Origin of the sequence: Peribacillus faecalis, from assembly GCF_014712675.1 — a bacterium.
GTDB lineage: Bacteria > Bacillota > Bacilli > Bacillales > DSM-1321 > Bacillus_AD > Bacillus_AD faecalis.
This window is the reverse complement of sequence record NZ_JACXSI010000033.1, coordinates 15,619-36,001: the sequence shown is the minus strand read 5'-3', so window position 1 is coordinate 36,001 and position 20,383 is coordinate 15,619. Positions and strand designations below refer to the sequence as shown.

Here is a 20,383-nt window from a genome sequence, read left to right as displayed (position 1 = left end):
TGGTTGGCGAACCAAAAATATTTTAGCATCTTCGGAAGAGTTTTTTTAATACAACGCTGTAAGCTTTTTGGAACCCTAGGCCTAGCCTAGGGTTTTCGTTTTTATAATAAAAGGCGTCCCTCCAAAGGAAGACGCCTTAACAAAATAATCAAGATGGCTCAGGACGGAATCGAACCGCCGACACAAGGATTTTCAGTCCTTTGCTCTACCGACTGAGCTACTGAGCCATTATATAAAATTAGTACCCGCTTGCATGTTTTCTGCTCATTCCTTCGTCCAGATTTCGGGTAGGTAACTCTGGATGCTTTCTCAATCTGTACGCTTGATGAATTCTCCTAGAAGACTATTCATCCGTGCTCTACCGACTGAGCTACTGAGCCGTTATATATATTAACCGCTTGTGCGGATTGTTTTTTTGATCCTGTGATTACTATAACCCCAGGATTTTCTTGTTGCAGGTCGTTTGATATCTGACAACTTTCTTATAATCAGAAGTGCCCTCAAATAATTACTTGCTGGAATCTAAAGCTAAATTAATAATATATATACTCGCATTAAGAGATGTGCCGTCCTTCAATAATGAAAATAAACAGAAGGTAGTTATTTTGATGTTATAACCTAATCCCATTTATATCTCTATCGAAATAAAGGCTATAAAACTAGAAAAAATATAGTTACAGCAACTATATTTCTATTAATAAATTATAATAAGCACTCTCTTAAGTACGTTGTTTTAAAATGGCGGTCCCGACGGGAATCGAACCCGCGATCTCCTGCGTGACAGGCAGGCATGTTAACCGCTACACCACGGGACCTAACTATTAATCTATTTGAAGCAGATTCCAGCAACAAACCGTCCTTGCCAATTTGTTGCCAGTTTCTGCATTGCCGATGACCCGTACGGGATTCGAACCCGTGTTACCGCCGTGAAAGGGCGGTGTCTTAACCGCTTGACCAACGGGCCATCATAAAAATTAATAAAATATGGTGAGCCATGAAGGACTCGAACCTTCGACCCTCTGATTAAAAGTCAGATGCTCTACCAACTGAGCTAATGGCTCATTAAGAATTATTTTCTTAACAACGAAATTTATAATATCACAGCATAAAATAGTACGCAACAACTTTAAAAAAGAAAGTTTATTCTGAAAAATACAAGCGCAATCTATATGTTTCATGTGAAACGTCTTTAAATAAAAAATCCCCCGCTTACAACGTGTAAGGGAGGATTTAAATTAACTATATTATTGTCTCCAAGGGTTCACTACAACATTAGTTTGAAGACGATCTGGTCCTACAGAGAAGATAGACAATGGAATGCCTGTCAATTGAGATACTCTTTCTAAGTAGTGACGCGCATTTTCAGGCAGTTCGCTCAGTGATTTGCAGCCAGTAATATCTTCCGTCCAGCCTGGCAATTCTTCATAAACCGGCTCACATTGTGATAGAACTTTTAAGCTCGCAGGGAATTCTTCAATTATTTCCCCATTGTAACGATATGCTACACAAATTTTCAGAGTATCAATACCCGTTAAAACGTCAATTGAGTTCAATGATAAATCTGTAATACCGCTAACTCGACGCGCGTGACGGACTACAACTGAATCAAACCAACCTACTCGGCGTGGGCGACCTGTTGTTGTGCCGTATTCACGACCTACTTCACGAATTTGGTGTCCAATTTCATTATCCAGTTCAGTAGGGAATGGTCCATCACCAACACGAGTAGTGTATGCCTTACATACTCCCACGACGTGATCAATCTTTGATGGTCCTACACCGGAACCGATTGTCACACCGCCAGCAACCGGATTAGAAGATGTAACAAATGGATAAGTTCCTTGGTCGATATCTAACATAACGCCTTGAGCGCCTTCAAATAAAACTCGACGTCCTTCATCCAAAGCATCATTCAAAACAACAGATGTATCGCAAATATACTTCTTAATTTGCTGACCGTACTCATAATATTCATCTAGAATTTGATCCAAAGTGAAGCCTTCTGTCTCATAAAACTTTTCCAGTAAACGATTCTTCTCTTTTAAGTTATGAGAAAGCTTCTCTTCAAATACTTCACGGTCTAATAAGTCCGCCATGCGGATTCCTACTCGAGCCGCTTTATCCATGTAAGCCGGTCCGATACCTTTTTTAGTTGTGCCAATTTTATTGGCTCCTTTTCGTTCTTCCTCTACTTCATCTAACTTTAGATGATATGGCAAGATAACATGTGCTCGATTACTGATACGAAGATTGTCTGTCGTTACACCATTACTGTGCAAATATCCCAGTTCCTTTACTAATGCTTTAGGATCGACAACCATTCCGTTACCAATTACACAAATTTTATCCTTATAAAAAATACCCGAAGGGATCAAGTGCAACTTATATGTGACTCCATCGAACTTAATTGTATGGCCTGCATTATTCCCGCCTTGATAGCGAGCGATCGCTTCTGCATGCTCCGACAAAAAGTCCGTAATCTTTCCTTTACCTTCATCTCCCCATTGTGTTCCAACAACTACTACAGATGACATTCCGTGCACCTCCAAAGAATTACATATCCGATAACTATCAAACAAACCTATTTTAACCGTATTCCCGAAAAAAATCAACAAAAACCGAACAATATATTAAAATATGTATTTTTTCGTTCGTAAATATAACTAGTTTTATATATTTAAATTTCGCAACTCCTTTTGCGTTACTTTTCATGATATAATGAAAATCGACTATAAAATCTCATATTTTTACAAATTAGTATGAATTTCTACAATATTTTCAGACATAATCTTTGACGGGGGAGAAGGTACATGAAACTAAAAGTTTTCATGCTGATTTTTTTTGCTATAACTCTGTTGACAGGCTGTGGCGCACTTTCGCAAACAGCGAGTGAAGCTGATAAAAATGTCTTAGTATCAGTCGAGGAATCGCAAATTCCAGGCATTGAAATTGAAACAGAAATCGGAGAGTACGATGAATATAAATATGCCTTACATTTTCCGAGAACAGAAAGTGATACTATTAACATACAAATTCAGAAATTCATCGCTGAACAACGCAATCAGTTCATTGACTTAACTAAGAGCGCGGAATTAGGGGGAAATCTCTTTTCTGAGCTTAATATTGACTTTGAAATCACTCATATTTCAGAACCGTTCTTATCTATTGTTTTCACTTCTAATATGAATATTCCCGGCACGGAACAAACAAGCATTATACATACCTTAAATTTCAATCGTAAAACCAACTCGGTATTGAATATAGAGGATTTATTGAGTAATGATGATTCCCTTGAATATTTGCAAAAACTTTCTGAGAAACAACTTCTGCAAGATGAACAGATGTCTGAACTGGTAAGATCAAATCAACTTACAGACGGCATATCTTCCGTTAAACCAGAAAACTATGAAACCTTTAGTCTGCTAGATCAGTCTCTAAATTTTTATTTTAACAGTGAGCAATTCAAGAATATTAATGTTAAAACATTTAATGTAGCTCTTTCATACAATAGTTTATCTGGTATTATAAATTCTTCTTTTTTACAATCTATTTACCAGGTCGCATCCACAGAAACAGCATTACTTTCAGAAACATTATCAGCAGAAAATACTTTAGCAACTCTAGATTCCAATCTTAAGTACGTAGCACTGACCTTTGATGATGGACCGCACAAAGATTACACGCCTCAAATTTTGGATACGTTAAAAAAGTATAATGCTAAAGCCACATTCTACATCTTAGGAAATCGCGCCTCTTATTATCCTGATATAGTAAAACGCACTTATAACGAGGGACATGAGATCGGCAATCATACATGGAGTCATTCAAATTTAAAAAGTTTATCACAAGAAACAATGATGCAAGAGATTAATAGCACATCAAATGAAATTGCTAAAATAACCGGTAAAATGCCAACAACAATCAGGCCTCCTTATGGGGCGTATAATGCGGCGGTACAAGAGTATGTTAGTATGCCAATTATTTTATGGTCTGTTGATACGCTAGATTGGAAGCATAGAAATAGCACACAAATCAAACAGGAGGTGCAAGCTAATGTGACAAACGGCAGCATTGTTTTGATGCATGATATACATCAGGCAACTGCAGAAGCACTAGAAGACGTTCTTATTAGTCTGACAAAGCAAGGTTACCGGTTCGTTACAGTCAGCGAACTCTTACAATTAACCGACCCCGCTGTCGCATACGCGAGCAATGTTTACACAAATAAATGATACTATTGTAATGAAAAAAAGTGGATGCTTAAAATAAGCTCCACTTTTTTTATGCCCCTGGCGGCATACCTGAATCGTCATATCTGTGCTCTAAGTTAACGAACTTATTGTATTCTTTTACAAACGCCAATGATACAGTACCGACAGGACCGTTACGTTGTTTGGCAATAATAATCTCAATTATATTCTTATTCTCTGTTTCCTTATCATAATAGTCATCACGATATAAGAAAGCGACAATATCGGCATCCTGCTCGATAGATCCAGATTCACGAATATCAGACATCATCGGGCGCTTATCTTGACGTTGTTCAACACCGCGTGAAAGCTGTGATAAGGCTATAACGGGCACCTGTAGTTCACGTGCCAAAGCTTTTAAAGAACGTGAAATCTCCGATACCTCTTGCTGACGATTTTCGCCTGAACGCCCATTCCCCTGAATTAGCTGAAGATAGTCGATTAGAATCATCCCTAAACCATGCTCTTGCTTCAAACGTCGGCATTTCGAGCGAATATCACCAATTCGGACACCGGGAGTATCATCAATGAATATGCCGGCATTAGAAAGGCTCCCCATTGCCATTGTCAGCTTACGCCAATCTTCATCTGTCAAGGCACCTGTTCTTAAGTTTTGAGCGTTGATATTCCCCTCAGCACAGAGCATACGCATCACCAGCTGCTCAGCACCCATCTCCAGACTGAAGATTGCTACGTTTTCATCTGTCTTCGTCGCAACATTTTGAGCTATGTTCAAGGCAAAAGCTGTTTTACCTACAGACGGACGGGCTGCTACAATAATTAAGTCATTTCGCTGAAACCCTGCTGTCATACGGTCAAGTTCGGCAAATCCCGTTGGTATGCCGGTAATTTCACCTTCGCGATTAGCAAGTTGCTCGATATTATCGTAAGCTGAAACAAGTACATCTTTAATATTTTGGAATGCACCAGCATTTTTCCTTTGCGCTACTTCCATGATGCTTTTTTCCGCTTCACCGATATAAGCTTCTACCTCATCCTCACGACTATAGCCCTCTTGGACAATTTGTGTCGCAACCCGAATTGTACGACGCAATAATGATTTTTCGTCGACAATGCGTGCATAATATTCAATATTGGCTGCTGTCGGTACAGAATCAGCTAATTCACTTAAATAAGCAACCCCGCCCACATCCTCTAAGCTTTTCGTTGCAGATAGCTCTTCTGTCACAGTGATGAGATCCACTACACTGCCACTATCATTCAGCTTCAGCATAACCTGGTATATTTTTTGATGAGCTACTTTATAGAAATCTTCTGGAATCAATATTTCAGAGGCCACGATCAGAGAAGATGGCTGAAGAAAAATAGCTCCTAGTACAGCTTGCTCTGCTTCTATATTTTGCGGCGGTATTTGATTTTGAAAAGTTTCACTCAATCTTTATTGACCTCCTATTTTAAAATGGTCTCTATAAGCAAAACGACTCCATTATATTCATATTTGAAAAGGAGTCGTTTCTATTGTTCACCTATACGTATTTAACACTATTTAAAAGTCCTATTATTTAGCTTCTTTTACATGAACATTTAAAGTGGCAGTCACGTCATGATGTAACTTAACCGGAACTTTAGTGTATCCTAATGCTCGAATACCGTCAGGAAGCTCCATCTTACGTTTATCGATCTTAATACCTGATGAAGCCTGCAATGCCTCAGCAATTTGCTTCGTTGTTACAGAACCGAATAGTCGTCCGCCGTCTCCTGCTTTCGCTTCTAGTTCTACTGTAAGTTTTTCAAGTTCCACTTTCAAATTCTTTGCTTGTTGAAGCTCTTCAGCAGCTACTTGGTTTGCTTTATTTTTTTGCGCCTCTAATTTTTTTAAGTTGCCTGGCGTTGCTTCAATTGCCGCTTCTTGTTTAAATAGGAAATTGTGCGCATATCCGTCAGATACGTTTTTAATTTCTCCTTTTTTCCCTTTTCCTTTAACATCTTTTAAGAAAATAACTTTCATTCTTTTGTTCCTCCCTTAAGATACTCATCTATCGCCTGTTTTAATCTCTCTTCAGCTTCATCTACCGATTCCACTTTCATCTGGGTAGCGGCATTTGTTAAATGTCCGCCTCCGTTTAATAATTCCATGATGATTTGGACGTTTATCTCGCCCAATGAACGTGCACTAATGCTGATCAGATGCTCGCTGCGCTTTGCTATTACAAAGGCTGCGTTGACCCCATTCATGGACAATAACGTATCTGCTGCCTGAGCAATTAAAATCTGTTCATTAATTTCATCAGCTTTTCCTTTTGCAATCGCTATTCCTTCTTTATAGAAGGCAACCGTTTCAATTAGTCTGGCTCGCTTCATATAATCCTCTAAGTCGTCTTTCAGGAACTTCTGCACAAGAACTGTATCGGCTCCATGACTGCGAAGATAGGAAGCTGCATCGAACGTTCGCGATCCTGTACGCAAAGTAAAACTTTTCGTATCGACAATAATACCTGCCAGAAGTGCTGTTGCTTCTAACATATCAATATCGCTTTTCTTTTCCTGATACTCAAGAAGTTCTGTCACAAGCTCAGCAGTAGATGACGCATAAGGTTCCATATAAACCAGCAACGCTCGATCAATGAATTCTTCACCTCTTCGGTGATGGTCAATAACGACAACTTTCTCGATATTGCGAAGAAGTCTCTCTTCAATCACCATGGAAGGTTTATGCGTATCAACAACAACTAATAGCGTATCATCTGTAATTATATCATAGGCTTTTTCAACGGAAATGAAGCGTGAGTTCAAACCAGGATTTTTTTTGACCTCATGCATTAAACGTTTCACGCTGGTGTCTAATTCCTGAAAATTAATGACAATAAATGCTTCACGATCATTCATCATTGCCGCTTTGGATATACCGATTGCTGCTCCAATAGCATCCATATCCGGGTATTTGTGCCCCATAACAATAACTTTATCACTATCCAGAATAATATCCTTTAATGCATGTGATATAACTCGGGCACGTACCCTGGTTCTTTTTTCAACCGGATTTGATTTACCTCCATAAAACTTTGCTTTCCCGTTTGGAAGTTTTATAGCTACTTGGTCACCGCCGCGTCCTAACGCCAAATCTAAACTGGACTGTGCAAGCGAAGCCAATACCGGAAAAGATGATTCTCCACAGCCTATGCCAATGCTTAACGTCAATGGCACGTGTTGCTTTGTCGTAGTTTCACGGATGACATCGAGAATCGTGAATTTAGTCTTCACTAAATTATGCAGAATTCGTTCATTCAGAATGCAAATGAAACGATCGGATGAGGTCCTCTTTAAAAACATTCCATGTTCTTTTGCCCATTTGTCCAAAAGTGATGTGACAAGGCTATTTAAACCACTGCGTCTTCTATCATTCATTCCTTGAGTCAGTTCATCATAATTATCCAGATAAATAATGCTTATAACTGTACGCTCATTTTCATACATTTTTTCTATTTCTACTTGTTCCGTTACATCAAAAAAGTACAGCAATCTTTCAGCACTTTTATTTATGACTTTGAAGCGCCTATCATGTATAGATACCGTTTCCTCTTCAATACCTTGTTTCACAATTGGTATAACTGAATCAGCTAAATCGTAAAGAGAACTTCCTACCAGAATCTCTTCCTGAAAACAGCTTGCCATATAAGCATTTGACCATTCAACCGTGTAGTCATCATCAATAAGCATAATGCCAATCGGCATCTCGAGCAGCGCCTCTTCCCCAACGCTTTTCAATCTATAGGAAAGTGTTGAAATGTACTGTTCAGTGGCTTTCTGGTTCAGAAAATCAATTCTGAATATAATATATACCAGTCCTCCAGCAATGAGCATACCAACCACAGCCAAAAACCATTGATAGTAGGCTAATACTGCCAATAGTGAGATAATAACAACCAGCAGCCCTGCCAGCGCAAATTGAATAGACTTACTTTTAAAATTTGATGACATCTTTTCAGCTCCTACAAGCTACTAGCTTCTATTTATTATTGAAACATCTGATATTTACATAAATTGAAGCTCCTCATCCAACAAAAGGCAACTTTAGATTTTGTTTCTCAAGTTAAAGCCTAAATCTATTATACCTAAAATCCTAACAAAAGGAGCAACGATTGATGCAAAAGGCAAAAGAATCGAAAAGATGACAATTATAATAGGCACTGCTTTATTCCATTTCCTTGAATCACTTATAAAGAAAAGCAGGGAATATCCTTGCAACGAAATAAAAAACTGAAGACAGAACAATAAATTTATAACTACAGTATAGAATATGCCATCAGTCGTACCAATGAACAGCAAAGCAACCATGATGATTAAATAATACCATAATAGGCTTTTTGGCATTTGCAGCTCCCTAAATGGAGCAAATAACAATTTTTTGAGCTGAAACGGTTAATGATCGGTTTGCAGCTGACAAATATAATACCCACTAATATAATGGATGCAATTACAACGAAACTCGGCAACAATACCTCAATTGTCTGTAGAGACTCCTTCAGTTGCAGCAGCATCTCAATGCTTTCTTCATTTTGTCCCATGCTATTAAACATATTCTCGGATTGGTCAATTATGGACTCCATCCGTTCAATTGTCTTATCTATATAATTTATATCCATGAAAACCATTGAAACGAAGAAAATCAACAACATATTAGCTATAAATAATAATACGGATACAATAAACATTTGCAGACGACTTTTTCCGATCCTCAAATAAGATCCGACTGTAATACCAATAGACCCCATCATTAATGTCAGCGGCACTGAGAATACATGACCTAAAATGATGGTTATTAAACAGGAAGCCGCCAAAAATAATAAGGACCATTTAAGATCATTTTCAAGAGCAATAAAGATAAACGGTATCGGCAAGATAAACATCATAATAACGCCTACAATGGGAATATATATCGTAATCAGCAGCATAATTGCAAAGAGCGCAAGCAGTACCCCGCTAACAGCTAATTGTCTTCCTTTATTCAATTTCTAATCTCCTTTCGCCGATCTTAAATAACTCAGTGTAGCAAAATTTTCGTTAAAAGCGCAATCCACTGCCTTTTAAATACATTCTAACCAGTGATACAGGCTCTAAAACTCTTATGGTCACAAACAAAATTTAAGTAGAACCCTATAAATGTCTGTTTTACAGGGAAGTTCCATTATTTTACCAACATTAATAATCTCCTCAAATCAAATTGCGCACAAAAAAAACACATGAAGGAAATTCCTCCATGTGTTTTTATGCAGTGATTATTCACCAGATACGTATGGTAGTAAAGCCATCATACGAGCGCGTTTGATTGCAACTGTAAGTTTACGTTGATATTTAGCGCTAGTTCCTGTTACACGACGAGGTAAAATTTTACCACGCTCAGAAACGAATTTTTTTAGTAAATCAACATCTTTATAATCGATGTGTGTGATGCCGTTAGCTGTAAAGTAGCAAACTTTACGGCGTTTAGCACGGCCACCTCTGCGTCCACCCATTGCCATTGGTTTTTTCCTCCTTCCGGAAACTGATTATATAAACTACCGATCGTTTATATTTTAGAACGGCAGATCATCATCTGAAATGTCGATCGTTTGACCACCATTTGCAAATGGATCATCATCTACACGAGTGTAGTTGCCGCCGCGTTGTTGGTTTTGATTCTGATTGCGGCTTGGTTGCTGACCGCCATAAGAAGGGAATTCTTCTCGTGGAGGAGCGCCGAACGAACCGCCATCGCCTCTGTTACCACTGTTTGCACTTCTAGGTTCTAAGAACTGAACACTTTCAGCGACTACTTCAGTAACATACACTCGCTTACCGTCTTGTCCCTCATAATTGCGTGTTTGAAGACGGCCATCAACGCCAGCTAAGCTTCCTTTTTTCAAGAAGTTGGCCACATTTTCAGCCGGTTTACGCCAAACGACACAGTTAATGAAATCTGCTTCACGTTCACCTTGCTGATTCGAAAAAGTTCGGTTCACAGCTAGCGTGAAAGTTGCTACAGGTACTCCACTTGGTGTGTAGCGCAAATCTGGATCTTTAGTTAAGCGTCCTACAAGAACGACTCGGTTCATCATCAGAATCAACTCCTTCCATCCAAGTACGTTTCATGTGAAACATACTTGAGCGGATATTTATAAAAATATATATTATGCTTCTTCTTTAATAATCATATGACGGATAATGTCTTCGCTGATTTTAGCTAGACGATCGAATTCTTGAACTGCAGCTGCTTCAGCTTGCACTTTAAGAAGTGTGTAGAAACCATCACGGAAATCATTGATTTCGTAAGCAAGACGACGCTTACCCCAATCCTTTGTTTCCATAACTTCCGCACCGTTATCAGTAAGAATAGCGTTGAAACGCTCAACTAAAGCTTTTTTAGCTTCATCTTCGATATTTGGACGGATGATGTACATAATTTCGTATTTTCTCATCACTGTCACCTCCTTTTGGACTAAACGGCCCGTAGTGGGCAAGGAGCAATTTAAATTAATCACTCACGAAAAGAAATTATATCATAGGTATTTATCAAATGCAATGTTTGCTTTGCTTTTAAGATGTTTTTCGAGTGCTGTTCAACGCTATACGCTATCAATTTTTTCTAGTAATTTCTTAAATCTCCGAATCATGACAGCAACTGCAAGTTAATTTGAATATTGCAAAAATTGGGGCGTTATCCTCTGAGAGGATTATTGCGGCAAGATCTATAATAAGTATAAAATCGGCAGCCGCTTGGTATTGAGCTGCCGAATAAATATTAGTTATTAAACGTTAAATCGGAAGTGGATTACATCTCCATCTTGAACAACATATTCTTTACCTTCCAGGCGCACTTTTCCTGCTTCACGTGCTGCAACCATATTGCCTGCCGCTAAAAGATCTTCGTATGCTACTGTTTCAGCTCGAATGAATCCTCTTTCGAAGTCAGAGTGGATGATACCCGCACATTGAGGAGCTTTCATGCCTTGTACAAATGTCCATGCGCGCACTTCCTGAACACCGGCTGTAAAGTATGTTGCCAAGCCAATCAAGTTATACGCAGCTCGGATTAATTGATCTAAACCTGATTCAGCGATACCTAGCTCAGCTAAGAACTCCGCTTTCTCTTCGCCTTCAAGTTCAGCAATTTCTGATTCGATTTTTGCACAAACGACAATCACTTCCGCGTTATCTTTTGCGGCAAATTCACGAACTTGCTGTACATATTTGTTGTCGCTAGTGTCTGCAACTTCATCTTCACCAACGTTCGCTACATAAAGGACAGGCTTTGTTGTCAAAAGGTGCATCATCTTAACAACGCGCATTTCTTCTTCTGTAAATTCCACTGTACGGGCAGGCAGTTCATTTTCTAAAGCTTCTTTCAGACGAACTAAGATATCATGTTCATACATTGCTTCTTTATCTTTTTGCTTTGCCATTTTAGCTACACGAGCGATTCTTTTATCTACTGATTCTAAGTCAGCAAGGATCAACTCAAGGTTAATGACCTCGATATCCTCTATTGGATCAACTTTACCCGCAACGTGTGTGATATTTTCATCTTCAAAGCATCGCACAACTTGGCAAATCGCATCTACTTGACGAATATGAGACAAAAATTTATTGCCTAAACCTTCACCCTTGCTCGCACCTTTTACGATACCGGCAATATCAGTGAATTCAAAAGTTGTAGGAACTGTTTTTTTTGGTTGAACAAGCTCTGTAAGCTTTTGTAGACGATGATCAGGTACTTCTACAATACCGACATTAGGATCAATCGTACAGAAAGGATAGTTAGCTGATTCTGCGCCAGCTTGCGTAATAGCGTTAAATAGTGTCGATTTTCCTACGTTAGGAAGACCTACAATTCCAGCTGTTAAAGCCATGTGAACATTCACTCCTCTAATATATATAAACTTGCTCGGCAAGCTCATTTATTCATCTATTCATTTCACGAATGAAATAATTACCGTCATTTTTTAAACCTCTACCAATTATAGAGACTACAATACAAAAAAACAAGCAATCGTCAATTGGAAAAACCGGCACCGGTCCTTTTTCATTAAGAATATGCTACTCAGATTCACCTCGATGAAAAAGGAGCCATGCGGGAACGGAAAAGCGGAAGCGGCCCGTTCAGCCCCGACCTGCATAAGACAAATTACGTAGGAAATTGTAAAATTTCTGGAGTGATTTGGCTTATGACCTCGAGGGGCTGGCCGCTGCAGCTAGACAAATTCTAAGAAGTAACAGCGACTAAGAGCGCTACGTCCTGTAGCAACGTCGCTGTGACTCTCATCCTGAGAGCCCCACACGAGAAACCCGAACTTGGTTTCTCGGGGGAGACAGCTTAGGACCGAGCATAGCAGGTGTAAGGTTAGACAGCTCTCCAAGTTTGAAGTTGATTTTTTTATTCAATTGGAAAACCAGTAGCGGTCCTTTTTGACAGAAAAAGAAGCATGACTTACTGTTCATGCTTCTCAATTACTTTCTTCATTTTACGTGCGAAGTCCTTACGTGGAATTAATACACTATGACCGCAGCCTTCACATTTAATGCGAATGTCCATCCCCAGTCTAATGATTTTCCATTTATTCGCTCCGCAAGGATGAGGTTTTTTCATCTCAACAAGATCATTTAAGTCGTATTGCTTTTCTTCCATTTGAAAAACCTCCTAAATTTGCTTTGCTGATTGCTTCTTATCCTCATCTTGTCGACTATACATTACCATGTGCGGATAAGGAATTTCAATACCATTTGCATCGAGCGTCTCCTTTAATTCTTTGCGAATTTGTCTCGCAATATAGAAGTGACGCATAGGCAATGTTTCAGCAGTAATGCGAAGTACTATCTCAGATGCACCAAAACTTTGAATACCAAGCAGCTCAGGTGTTCTGACCAAGTCTTCATAACGTTCAGGCATACTTTCAAGGAGTTGAGTGATAATACGCTCCGCTCTTTCTACATCTCCCTCATAAGAGATGCCGAAATCTACTACTGCCACACTATTATGAATGGAAAAGTTAGTTACTTCAAGAATGTTACCGTTTGGGATGATATTTAATTCACCGGTTACATTTTTGATCTTTGTCGTACGAAGGCCGATTTCTTCAACAGTACCTTCAAGTTGTCCGATTCGAACAAAATCTCCGACAGCAAACTGATCTTCAAATATGATAAAAAAACCGGTGATGACGTCTTTAACTAAACTTTGTGCACCAAAACCGACAGCAAGACCGACGATACCCGCACCGGCAAGCAATCCTTTTACATTAATATCTACTGTATCTAACGCCATCAAAATCGCAATGAAATAAATAATATATGCAGCTATATTTTGAAGCAGCCGCTTCATCGTTTCATCTCGTCGTTCAGAGGTACGCAAACGGCTTTTTGCGCGCAGCATGAAAACCTTCGCTATCGCCTTTTTAACAATTTTTACAATCAATCCGGAAATAATAACGATTAATGTAACTTGGAATACTACATCGGTAATCCCAAACCAAAACTCATCGGTCGTCAAGACATCCAGATAATGATTTATGATATTCATTATTTTCACCTTCTTAGCTTTCGTGATAATAAAACCGCATAGTTTTCAATTTTATATGAAAGGGTATAGTTGACTAATAGTATTCTATCTATTTTAGCAGATGAATCTCTATAAAAAAGAGATTCATAGTCAACAATTTTTCCCAAACAATGTATACAATGGAGAATCCATCCGTATACTGTTAATACTAAGCCAAAGGAGTGGGAGCGATGAACGGTAAGGCAAATTTTTTTAAAGAAAATGAATTAATTAACAGTATACTTTATGAAGAAGCTGATGCGGTAAAAAAAATAACTGATAGTCTGTTGCATATCATTCCGCCTAAAAAAAACATCGTCATTGCCTGTATCGGCACCGACCGTTCAACCGGCGACTCGCTCGGCCCACTTGTCGGCTCCTTTTTAATACATAAACTGCAATCACCATTCTACGTTTATGGAACATTAGATGAGCCTATACATGCGGTGAATCTTCAGGAAAAGCTTGATGAAATTCACACAAAACATGCTAATGCTTTTGTCATTGCTGTTGATGCTTGTTTAGGCCGTATGAAGAACGTTGGCTCTGTACAAATCAATCAAGGACCTTTAAAACCTGGAGCAGGTGTCAATAAAAAGCTGCCGGAAGTGGGCGATATACACATCAATGGGATTGTGAATGTCAGCGGCTTTATGGAGTTTTTTGTTTTACAGAACACGAGACTAAGTCTTGTTATGAAAATGGCACAAACAATCGCCGAAGGTATTTATACATCCAGCCAGGTGTTAGAAAGACGTAAAAAACAGCCCTCCATTAACTGGTCCTTAATCTGAATTCAGCCTTATATCTGTCCTTTTAGTTTCTTTCTCTAGGCTGATTATATACCCGGCAAAGGTTTTTTTCTAACAAAATTACAGCAAATAAAAACCATCCGGTTGGATGGTTTATTTTTCAAGAAGTTCGAGAATACGGTTCAAATCTTCCGGCGAGAAAAACTCTATTTCGATTTTTCCTTTTTTCTTTCTCTGTGATATTGTTACCGTTGTTCCGAAGCGCTCTCTTAAGAGATTTTCCTGTTCTTGTATGAATACATCCTTCTTGACTTCGGGCTTTTTCGTTTCACGTGGAACACTCTCGTTCAATTGTTGAATATATTGCTCCAGTTGACGAACGTTCATTTCCTCTTTAACAATTTTTTCAACGAGTTTATCCAAAAGGTCTTTATTCTTCAATCCCAATAAAGCACGTCCATGTCCCATCGAAATTTTGCCCTGCGTAATCAGTTCCTGAACAGGTCGAGGAAGGGATAATAATCTGATATGGTTCGTGATATGAGGTCTGCTTTTCCCTAACCGCTTCGCCAGTTCTTCTTGCGTCACATCTAAACGGTCTAATAAAGTTTGATAAGCTGCCGCTTCTTCAAGCGGTGTCAAATCTTCTCTTTGAAGATTTTCTAAAACAGCCAGTTCCATCATTTCAGAACTGGTAAAATCTCTGACTACAACAGGAACCTTTTGTAGTCCTGCTTCTTTTGCTGCCCGGAAACGTCTTTCCCCTACTACAATCTCATATCCTTTAATGCTTTTCTTCACTATGATTGGTTGCAGAATACCATGCTGGATAATGGATTGTTTCAGTTCCTCTATCGCTTCTTCTTTAAAGATTTTCCTCGGTTGATACGGGTTTGCCCTAATATCTTTAACCGAGATCTCTTGTACAGTGTCTTCCTTAGTTGTTTCCAGGTTCGTAAATAGTGCGTTTATACCTTTACCTAATCCTTTACCCATGCGATAACACTTCCTTTGCCAAATCTAAATATACCTCTGCTCCTTTAGACTTCGCATCATAAATAATGATTGGTTCACCGTGACTGGGCGCTTCACTCAGACGAACATTTCTCGGGATAATCGTCTTGTATACCTTATCTTGAAAGTATTTCTTTACTTCTTCTATAACTTGAATACCTAAGTTTGTTCTCGCATCTAACATGGTCAATAGCACACCCTCAATTTTCAGGTCTTCATTGAGATGTTTTTGCACGAGGCGAACTGTATTCAACAGCTGACTTAATCCTTCCAATGCATAGTACTCGCACTGAACTGGAATGATAACCGTATCCGAAGCAGTCAGGGCATTAATTGTCAACAGACCAAGCGAAGGGGGGCAATCAATAATAATATAGTCATACTGATCGACTACTTTATCTAAAGCGCGCTTTAACCTGACTTCTCTTGATATTGTCGGAACAAGTTCTATTTCTGCACCAGCCAACTGAATAGTAGCTGGAATAACATCCAGGTTTTCTACTTTAGCAGACTTGATTACATCCCCTGCATCAACGTCATCAACAAGCACATCATAGATGCATTGGTCAACATCTGCTTTTTCAATTCCAACACCGCTGGTTGCATTGCCTTGTGGGTCTATATCCACCAGCAAAATCTTTTTTCCCATATATGCTAAGCAAGCAGCAAGATTAACAGATGATGTTGTCTTTCCTACGCCGCCTTTCTGGTTAGCGATCGATACTATTTTACCCACGATGTCACCTACCTTTACTTCATAAGGAATGCTAATAATAACCAAAATAGCTCTCGAAGTATCAGGAAATTCCCATAGTGAGCCATTCTAAATCTTCACCATGTTTGCATCGCTTTACTCAAAAGAGCCACTAAAACCTTATAGAATAATACATGTCTCTTATTTTATCATAAATAGTGACGAGTTGATTTTAAAATTAATTACATTTTCCATTATTTTGGTTGGCATCAGGACAGAGAATAAATAAAGGGTTCCTGATGCTGTTTCAAAAGCCCGCAGGAACCCTAATGGTGCATAACTATTTATTTTTTGGAATCTTAATCGTGAATTGATAATACTCCTCGTGCTCTTCTTCCTCCGCATCGAGATTTATGCCATTGTCCTTAACCATCGTCAATGATTGGCGTATTGTATTAACAGCAATTCTCATATCCTTACTGAACGCTTTCCTCTTAGCCTTCGGTTTCTGCTCGGTAGCCTCCAGCAGCCTTTGCACCCGTTCTTCAGTTTGCTTCACATTCAAGTTTCTCTCAATAATCTCTTGTAATAATGCAATTTGTTTCTCTTCATTTTTCAACGGAATCAAAGAACGAGCGTGGCGTTCTGTAATTACTTTTTGCAATAATGCTTCCTGCACTTGCTCTGGCAACTTCAGCAAACGTAATTTATTCGCTACTGTTGATTGGCCAATGCCGAGTCTTTGTGCCAATGCTTCTTGAGTCAGCTGATGTAATTCAATCAGTTTACTGTAGGCAACCGCCTCTTCAATTGGCGTCAGTTCCTCTCGCTGAAGGTTTTCAATTAAAGCAATAGAAGCAGTTTCTGTATCATTGAACTCCTTAACAAGAGCAGGTGCAAACTCCCATCCAAGCTTTGTCATTGCCCGGAAGCGGCGTTCGCCAGCAATTAGCTCATACTTGCCCTTTTCATACTCTCTGACGACTATCGGTTGAATGATGCCGTGCGTATGAATCGTTTGTGCCAATTCAGCAATTTTATCATCATCAAAAACTGTTCTCGGCTGAAAACGATTAGGGACAATATCATTCAAGGGAATTTTTTTAACTTCTTCGTTGTTGCTTTGCTTCACTTCTTCTATTTGTTCTTCTAAGCGCTTTTCTTCTTTTGTACCCGTTCCAAAGAAACGCGAAAAAGGATGCTTCATTTCCCTAAACACCACCTTTAAGTGAAAACTCGTCTTCTGTCACAATGGACAAGAGGACGTCAATGTACAATTAACGTATATATAAATCAGCAAACAAATCGTCTATGAATTGTCGCCGCCTATGTAATTTCAATGAATTCATCTCTTTAACTTATTCTCTATTAAACAAACAAGTTCCTTTAAAAAAATAGCAGCTATAAAAATATTAAAGCAAAACTTCTTAGTGTCTGTTAAACAGGTAAACTAGCAAAATAGCAGTTTCACATGAAACATTTCCATTTCAGCCGATTGAGTGATTACTCAATCGGCTGTTTATTTGGTGTACCCGGTTTTCTTGGATACTTTTTAGCTGTTGCCTTAACTTTATTTATAACAATGATGTTTCGTTCACTTTCTTCAAAAGGAAGCAGCATTTTTTCGACTGTATGGATTTTGCCTCCAAAAGTTTTAATTGCTTTTTCAGCTATTTTCATTTCATCTTGGGCACTGGATGCTTTCATAGCTAAAAATTGACCGCCGACTTTCACTAACGGCATGCACAATTCAGATAGGACGGACATTCTCGCAACGGCTCTTGCTGTTACTAAATCATACTTTTCACGATGATTCGGATTTTGCCCGAAAGTTTCCGCTCGATCATGATAGAATGATACATTCTCTAATTGTAAAACATCCGCTAAATGGTTTAAAAATGTAATTCGTTTATTTAAAGAATCAACGATTGAAACGTGCAGGTGCGGAAAGCAAATTTTTATCGGTATACTTGGGAAACCAGCCCCGGCGCCGACATCGCAAATACTTTCAACTGAGTGGAGATCGAAATAGAAAGCTGCTGAGATTGAGTCATAAAAGTGTTTCAAATACACTTCATCTTTGTCAGTGATTGCTGTCAAATTCATTTTTTCATTCCACTCTACAAGAGTCTCAAAGTAAAGTCGGAACTGTTCTAATTGGCGAGGAGAAAGCTCAATACCTTTCTCCGCCAGTTTTTCTGCAAATTGTTGTTCATTCATCTATTTTTTCACACCTATTTAATTAATTTGAAATCCGTGCAATCTTGCCTTGCTCTAAGTATACAAGCAAAATCGAAATATCGGCAGGATTTACTCCGGATATACGGGAAGCTTGTGCAACTGTAAGAGGACGAACCAATTTAAGTTTTTGTCTCGCTTCCGATGCTAAACTATTGATTGCATCGTAATCGATGTTTTCCGGGATTTTCTTATCTTCCATCTTCTTCAGTCTTTCTACTTGCTGAAGAGACTTCTGAATGTAGCCTTCGTATTTAATTTGAATCTCAACTTGCTCTTTAATATCATCTGTCAATGTTTTTTCACTAGGCGTAATTTGTTCGATATGTGCGTAAGTCATTTCCGGACGCTTCAATAAGTCGGCTGCCTTGATACCATCCTTCAACTCGCTTCCGCCTGCTTCCGCAATAATGCTTTGAACTTCATGAGTCGGCTTGATGCCGACTGACTCTAAACGTTCTTTTTCTTCAGCAATTAACGCTTTCTTTTCTAAGAATCGCTCGTATCGGCTTTCTTTAATAAGGCCGACTTTTGCACCGATTTCAGTCAGACGCAAGTCAGCGTTATCGTGACGAAGCAACAAACGATATTCGGCTCTTGAAGTCAGAAGTCGGTACGGCTCATTCGTTCCTTTAGTGACAAGGTCATCAATCAATACACCGATGTATGCGTCTGCTCTCCCTAAAATTACTTCTTCTTTACCAATCGATTTAAGTCCGGCATTCATACCCGCCATTAAGCCTTGACCAGCCGCTTCTTCATATCCGGATGTCCCATTAATTTGTCCCGCTGTATAAAGATTTTTGATCTTTTTCGTTTCAAGTGTCGGCCATAACTGTGTCGGAACAATCGCATCATACTCGATTGCGTAACCTGCACGCATTAGTTGCGCCTTTTCTAAACCAGGGATAGAAGCAAGCATTCTTTTTTGCACGTCTTCAGGCAGGCTTGTCGATAAGCCCTGTACGTACACCTCTTGTGTATGTCTTCCTTCCGGCTCCAAGAAAATTTGGTGGCGTGGCTTGTCATTGAATCGAACAACCTTGTCTTCGATAGACGGACAATAACGAGGGCCTGTTCCTTTGATCATCCCCGAGTACATCGGCGATCTATGCAAATTATCATCAATGATTTGATGTGTTTCCAGACTTGTATATGTTAGCCAGCAAGGTAGCTGATCAGTGATAAATTTCGTTGTTTCAAAAGAAAAAGCGCGCGGCACATCATCACCCGGCTGAATTTCTGTTTGACTGTAATCAATTGTATCGCCGTTCACGCGAGGAGGCGTACCTGTTTTGAAGCGGACTAAATCAAGCCCAAGCTCCTCTAAATGCTCAGAAAGTTTAACAGATGGCTGCTGATTGTTCGGACCGCTTGAATACTTCAGCTCGCCAATAATAATTTCTCCGCGCAAAAACGTCCCTGTTGTAATTACAACTGTTTTCGCAAAATATTTTGCGCCCGTCTGTGTAATAACACCTTTACATACACCATCTTCAACAATCAGCTTTTCGACCATACCTTGCACTAATGAAAGATTTTCTTCCTGTTCAATAGTATGTTTCATTTCTTGCTGATATAAGAATTTATCCGCTTGTGCACGTAAAGCGCGTACTGCCGGTCCTTTACCTGTATTCAACATTCTCATTTGAATGTGTGTTTTATCGATATTTCTACCCATTTCACCGCCAAGGGCATCAATTTCACGTACTACAATACCTTTAGCAGGGCCGCCGACTGACGGATTACATGGCATAAAGGCAACCATATCCAAGTTAATCGTCAGCATCAATGTTTTGGCCCCGACTCTAGCGGCAGCTAAACCGGCTTCGCAGCCCGCATGACCAGCACCGATTACGATAACGTCATAATTTCCAGCTTCGTATGACATTTTTACTCCTCC

At 39.2% G+C, this 20,383-nt stretch carries 17 protein-coding genes, 4 tRNA genes and 1 pseudogene; 2 read left to right on the top strand and 20 right to left on the bottom strand.

Translation table 11 applies throughout. From position 1 onward, the window contains the following. Positions 1–154: 154 nt before the first annotated feature. From IEO70_RS13450 to IEO70_RS13430, 5 genes are all read right to left on the bottom strand, one after another. Positions 155–227 (bottom strand) — tRNA-Phe (locus tag IEO70_RS13450). A gap of 512 nt (positions 228–739) precedes the next feature. Further along, positions 740–815: transfer RNA gene (locus IEO70_RS13445), tRNA-Asp, on the bottom strand. Between the two features lie 77 nt (positions 816–892). Next, positions 893–964, bottom strand: a tRNA-Glu gene (locus IEO70_RS13440). A 21-nt stretch (positions 965–985) separates the two neighbouring features. After that, positions 986–1,061, bottom strand: a tRNA-Lys gene (locus IEO70_RS13435). Positions 1,062–1,244: 183 nt separating this feature from the next. Next, complete coding sequence (locus IEO70_RS13430) at positions 1,245–2,534, bottom strand: adenylosuccinate synthase (RefSeq protein ID WP_190998884.1); 1,290 nt, start codon at positions 2,532–2,534, stop codon at positions 1,245–1,247. 276 nt (positions 2,535–2,810) lie between these two features. Here IEO70_RS13430 and IEO70_RS13425 point away from each other — a divergent pair, with 276 nt between their 5' ends. Further along, the gene (locus IEO70_RS13425; RefSeq protein ID WP_190998883.1) at positions 2,811–4,232 is read left to right on the top strand and encodes a polysaccharide deacetylase family protein; all 1,422 of its coding nucleotides are present in this window, start codon (positions 2,811–2,813) and stop codon (positions 4,230–4,232) included. Between the two features lie 49 nt (positions 4,233–4,281). Here IEO70_RS13425 and dnaB read toward each other — a convergent pair whose 3' ends face one another. From dnaB to IEO70_RS13370, 10 genes and pseudogenes are all read right to left on the bottom strand, one after another. Continuing rightward, complete coding sequence (gene dnaB / locus IEO70_RS13420) at positions 4,282–5,646, bottom strand: replicative DNA helicase (protein WP_190998882.1); 1,365 nt, start codon at positions 5,644–5,646, stop codon at positions 4,282–4,284. Between the two features lie 123 nt (positions 5,647–5,769). Beyond that, positions 5,770–6,219 carry a 50S ribosomal protein L9 gene (rplI, locus tag IEO70_RS13415; protein WP_190998881.1) on the bottom strand — a complete coding sequence of 150 codons (450 nt, stop codon included), beginning with the start codon at positions 6,217–6,219 and terminating at the stop codon, positions 5,770–5,772. Next, on the bottom strand, positions 6,216–8,189 hold the full coding sequence (locus IEO70_RS13410) for a DHH family phosphoesterase (protein WP_190998880.1): 1,974 nt from the start codon (positions 8,187–8,189) through the stop codon (positions 6,216–6,218). Before IEO70_RS13410 ends, rplI begins: the two co-directional genes overlap by 4 nt. A gap of 93 nt (positions 8,190–8,282) precedes the next feature. After that, positions 8,283–9,118: pseudogene (locus IEO70_RS13400) on the bottom strand (YybS family protein). A gap of 369 nt (positions 9,119–9,487) precedes the next feature. Then, positions 9,488–9,724, bottom strand: coding sequence for a 30S ribosomal protein S18 (gene rpsR, locus IEO70_RS13395; RefSeq protein WP_190998877.1), 237 nt, complete (start codon positions 9,722–9,724; stop codon positions 9,488–9,490). A 60-nt stretch (positions 9,725–9,784) separates the two neighbouring features. Then, entirely contained in the window at positions 9,785–10,306 is a 522-nt protein-coding gene (gene ssb, locus IEO70_RS13390) for a single-stranded DNA-binding protein (RefSeq protein WP_190998876.1), read from the bottom strand. Positions 10,307–10,378: 72 nt separating this feature from the next. Further along, positions 10,379–10,666: a 30S ribosomal protein S6 gene (gene rpsF, locus IEO70_RS13385; protein WP_190998875.1), complete on the bottom strand. Its 288-nt coding sequence runs from the start codon at positions 10,664–10,666 to the stop codon at positions 10,379–10,381. A 330-nt stretch (positions 10,667–10,996) separates the two neighbouring features. Further along, positions 10,997–12,097: a redox-regulated ATPase YchF gene (ychF, locus tag IEO70_RS13380; RefSeq protein WP_190998874.1), complete on the bottom strand. Its 1,101-nt coding sequence runs from the start codon at positions 12,095–12,097 to the stop codon at positions 10,997–10,999. A 578-nt stretch (positions 12,098–12,675) separates the two neighbouring features. Further along, the gene (locus IEO70_RS13375; RefSeq protein WP_190998873.1) at positions 12,676–12,873 is read right to left on the bottom strand and encodes a DUF951 domain-containing protein; all 198 of its coding nucleotides are present in this window, start codon (positions 12,871–12,873) and stop codon (positions 12,676–12,678) included. A 12-nt stretch (positions 12,874–12,885) separates the two neighbouring features. After that, positions 12,886–13,764 carry a mechanosensitive ion channel family protein gene (locus tag IEO70_RS13370; protein WP_190998872.1) on the bottom strand — a complete coding sequence of 293 codons (879 nt, stop codon included), beginning with the start codon at positions 13,762–13,764 and terminating at the stop codon, positions 12,886–12,888. A 209-nt stretch (positions 13,765–13,973) separates the two neighbouring features. On the opposite strand from IEO70_RS13370, the gene yyaC reads away from it, so the two are divergent. After that, a complete protein-coding gene (gene yyaC / locus IEO70_RS13365; RefSeq protein ID WP_190998871.1) occupies positions 13,974–14,576 on the top strand; it encodes a spore protease YyaC in 603 nt (200 codons plus the stop codon). 111 nt (positions 14,577–14,687) lie between these two features. Here yyaC and IEO70_RS13360 read toward each other — a convergent pair whose 3' ends face one another. From IEO70_RS13360 to mnmG, 5 genes are all read right to left on the bottom strand, one after another. Beyond that, the gene (locus IEO70_RS13360; protein WP_190998870.1) at positions 14,688–15,530 is read right to left on the bottom strand and encodes a ParB/RepB/Spo0J family partition protein; all 843 of its coding nucleotides are present in this window, start codon (positions 15,528–15,530) and stop codon (positions 14,688–14,690) included. Further along, on the bottom strand, positions 15,523–16,284 hold the full coding sequence (locus tag IEO70_RS13355) for a ParA family protein (RefSeq protein WP_190998869.1): 762 nt from the start codon (positions 16,282–16,284) through the stop codon (positions 15,523–15,525). The genes IEO70_RS13360 and IEO70_RS13355 overlap by 8 nt, the downstream gene beginning before the upstream one ends. 298 nt (positions 16,285–16,582) lie before the next feature. Continuing rightward, on the bottom strand, positions 16,583–17,449 hold the full coding sequence (gene noc, locus IEO70_RS13350; protein ID WP_190998868.1) for a nucleoid occlusion protein: 867 nt from the start codon (positions 17,447–17,449) through the stop codon (positions 16,583–16,585). A 296-nt stretch (positions 17,450–17,745) separates the two neighbouring features. Next, the gene (gene rsmG / locus IEO70_RS13345; RefSeq protein ID WP_190998867.1) at positions 17,746–18,462 is read right to left on the bottom strand and encodes a 16S rRNA (guanine(527)-N(7))-methyltransferase RsmG; all 717 of its coding nucleotides are present in this window, start codon (positions 18,460–18,462) and stop codon (positions 17,746–17,748) included. A gap of 22 nt (positions 18,463–18,484) precedes the next feature. After that, a complete protein-coding gene (gene mnmG / locus IEO70_RS13340) occupies positions 18,485–20,371 on the bottom strand; it encodes a tRNA uridine-5-carboxymethylaminomethyl(34) synthesis enzyme MnmG (protein WP_190998866.1) in 1,887 nt (628 codons plus the stop codon). Between the last annotated feature and the right edge of the window lie 12 nt (positions 20,372–20,383).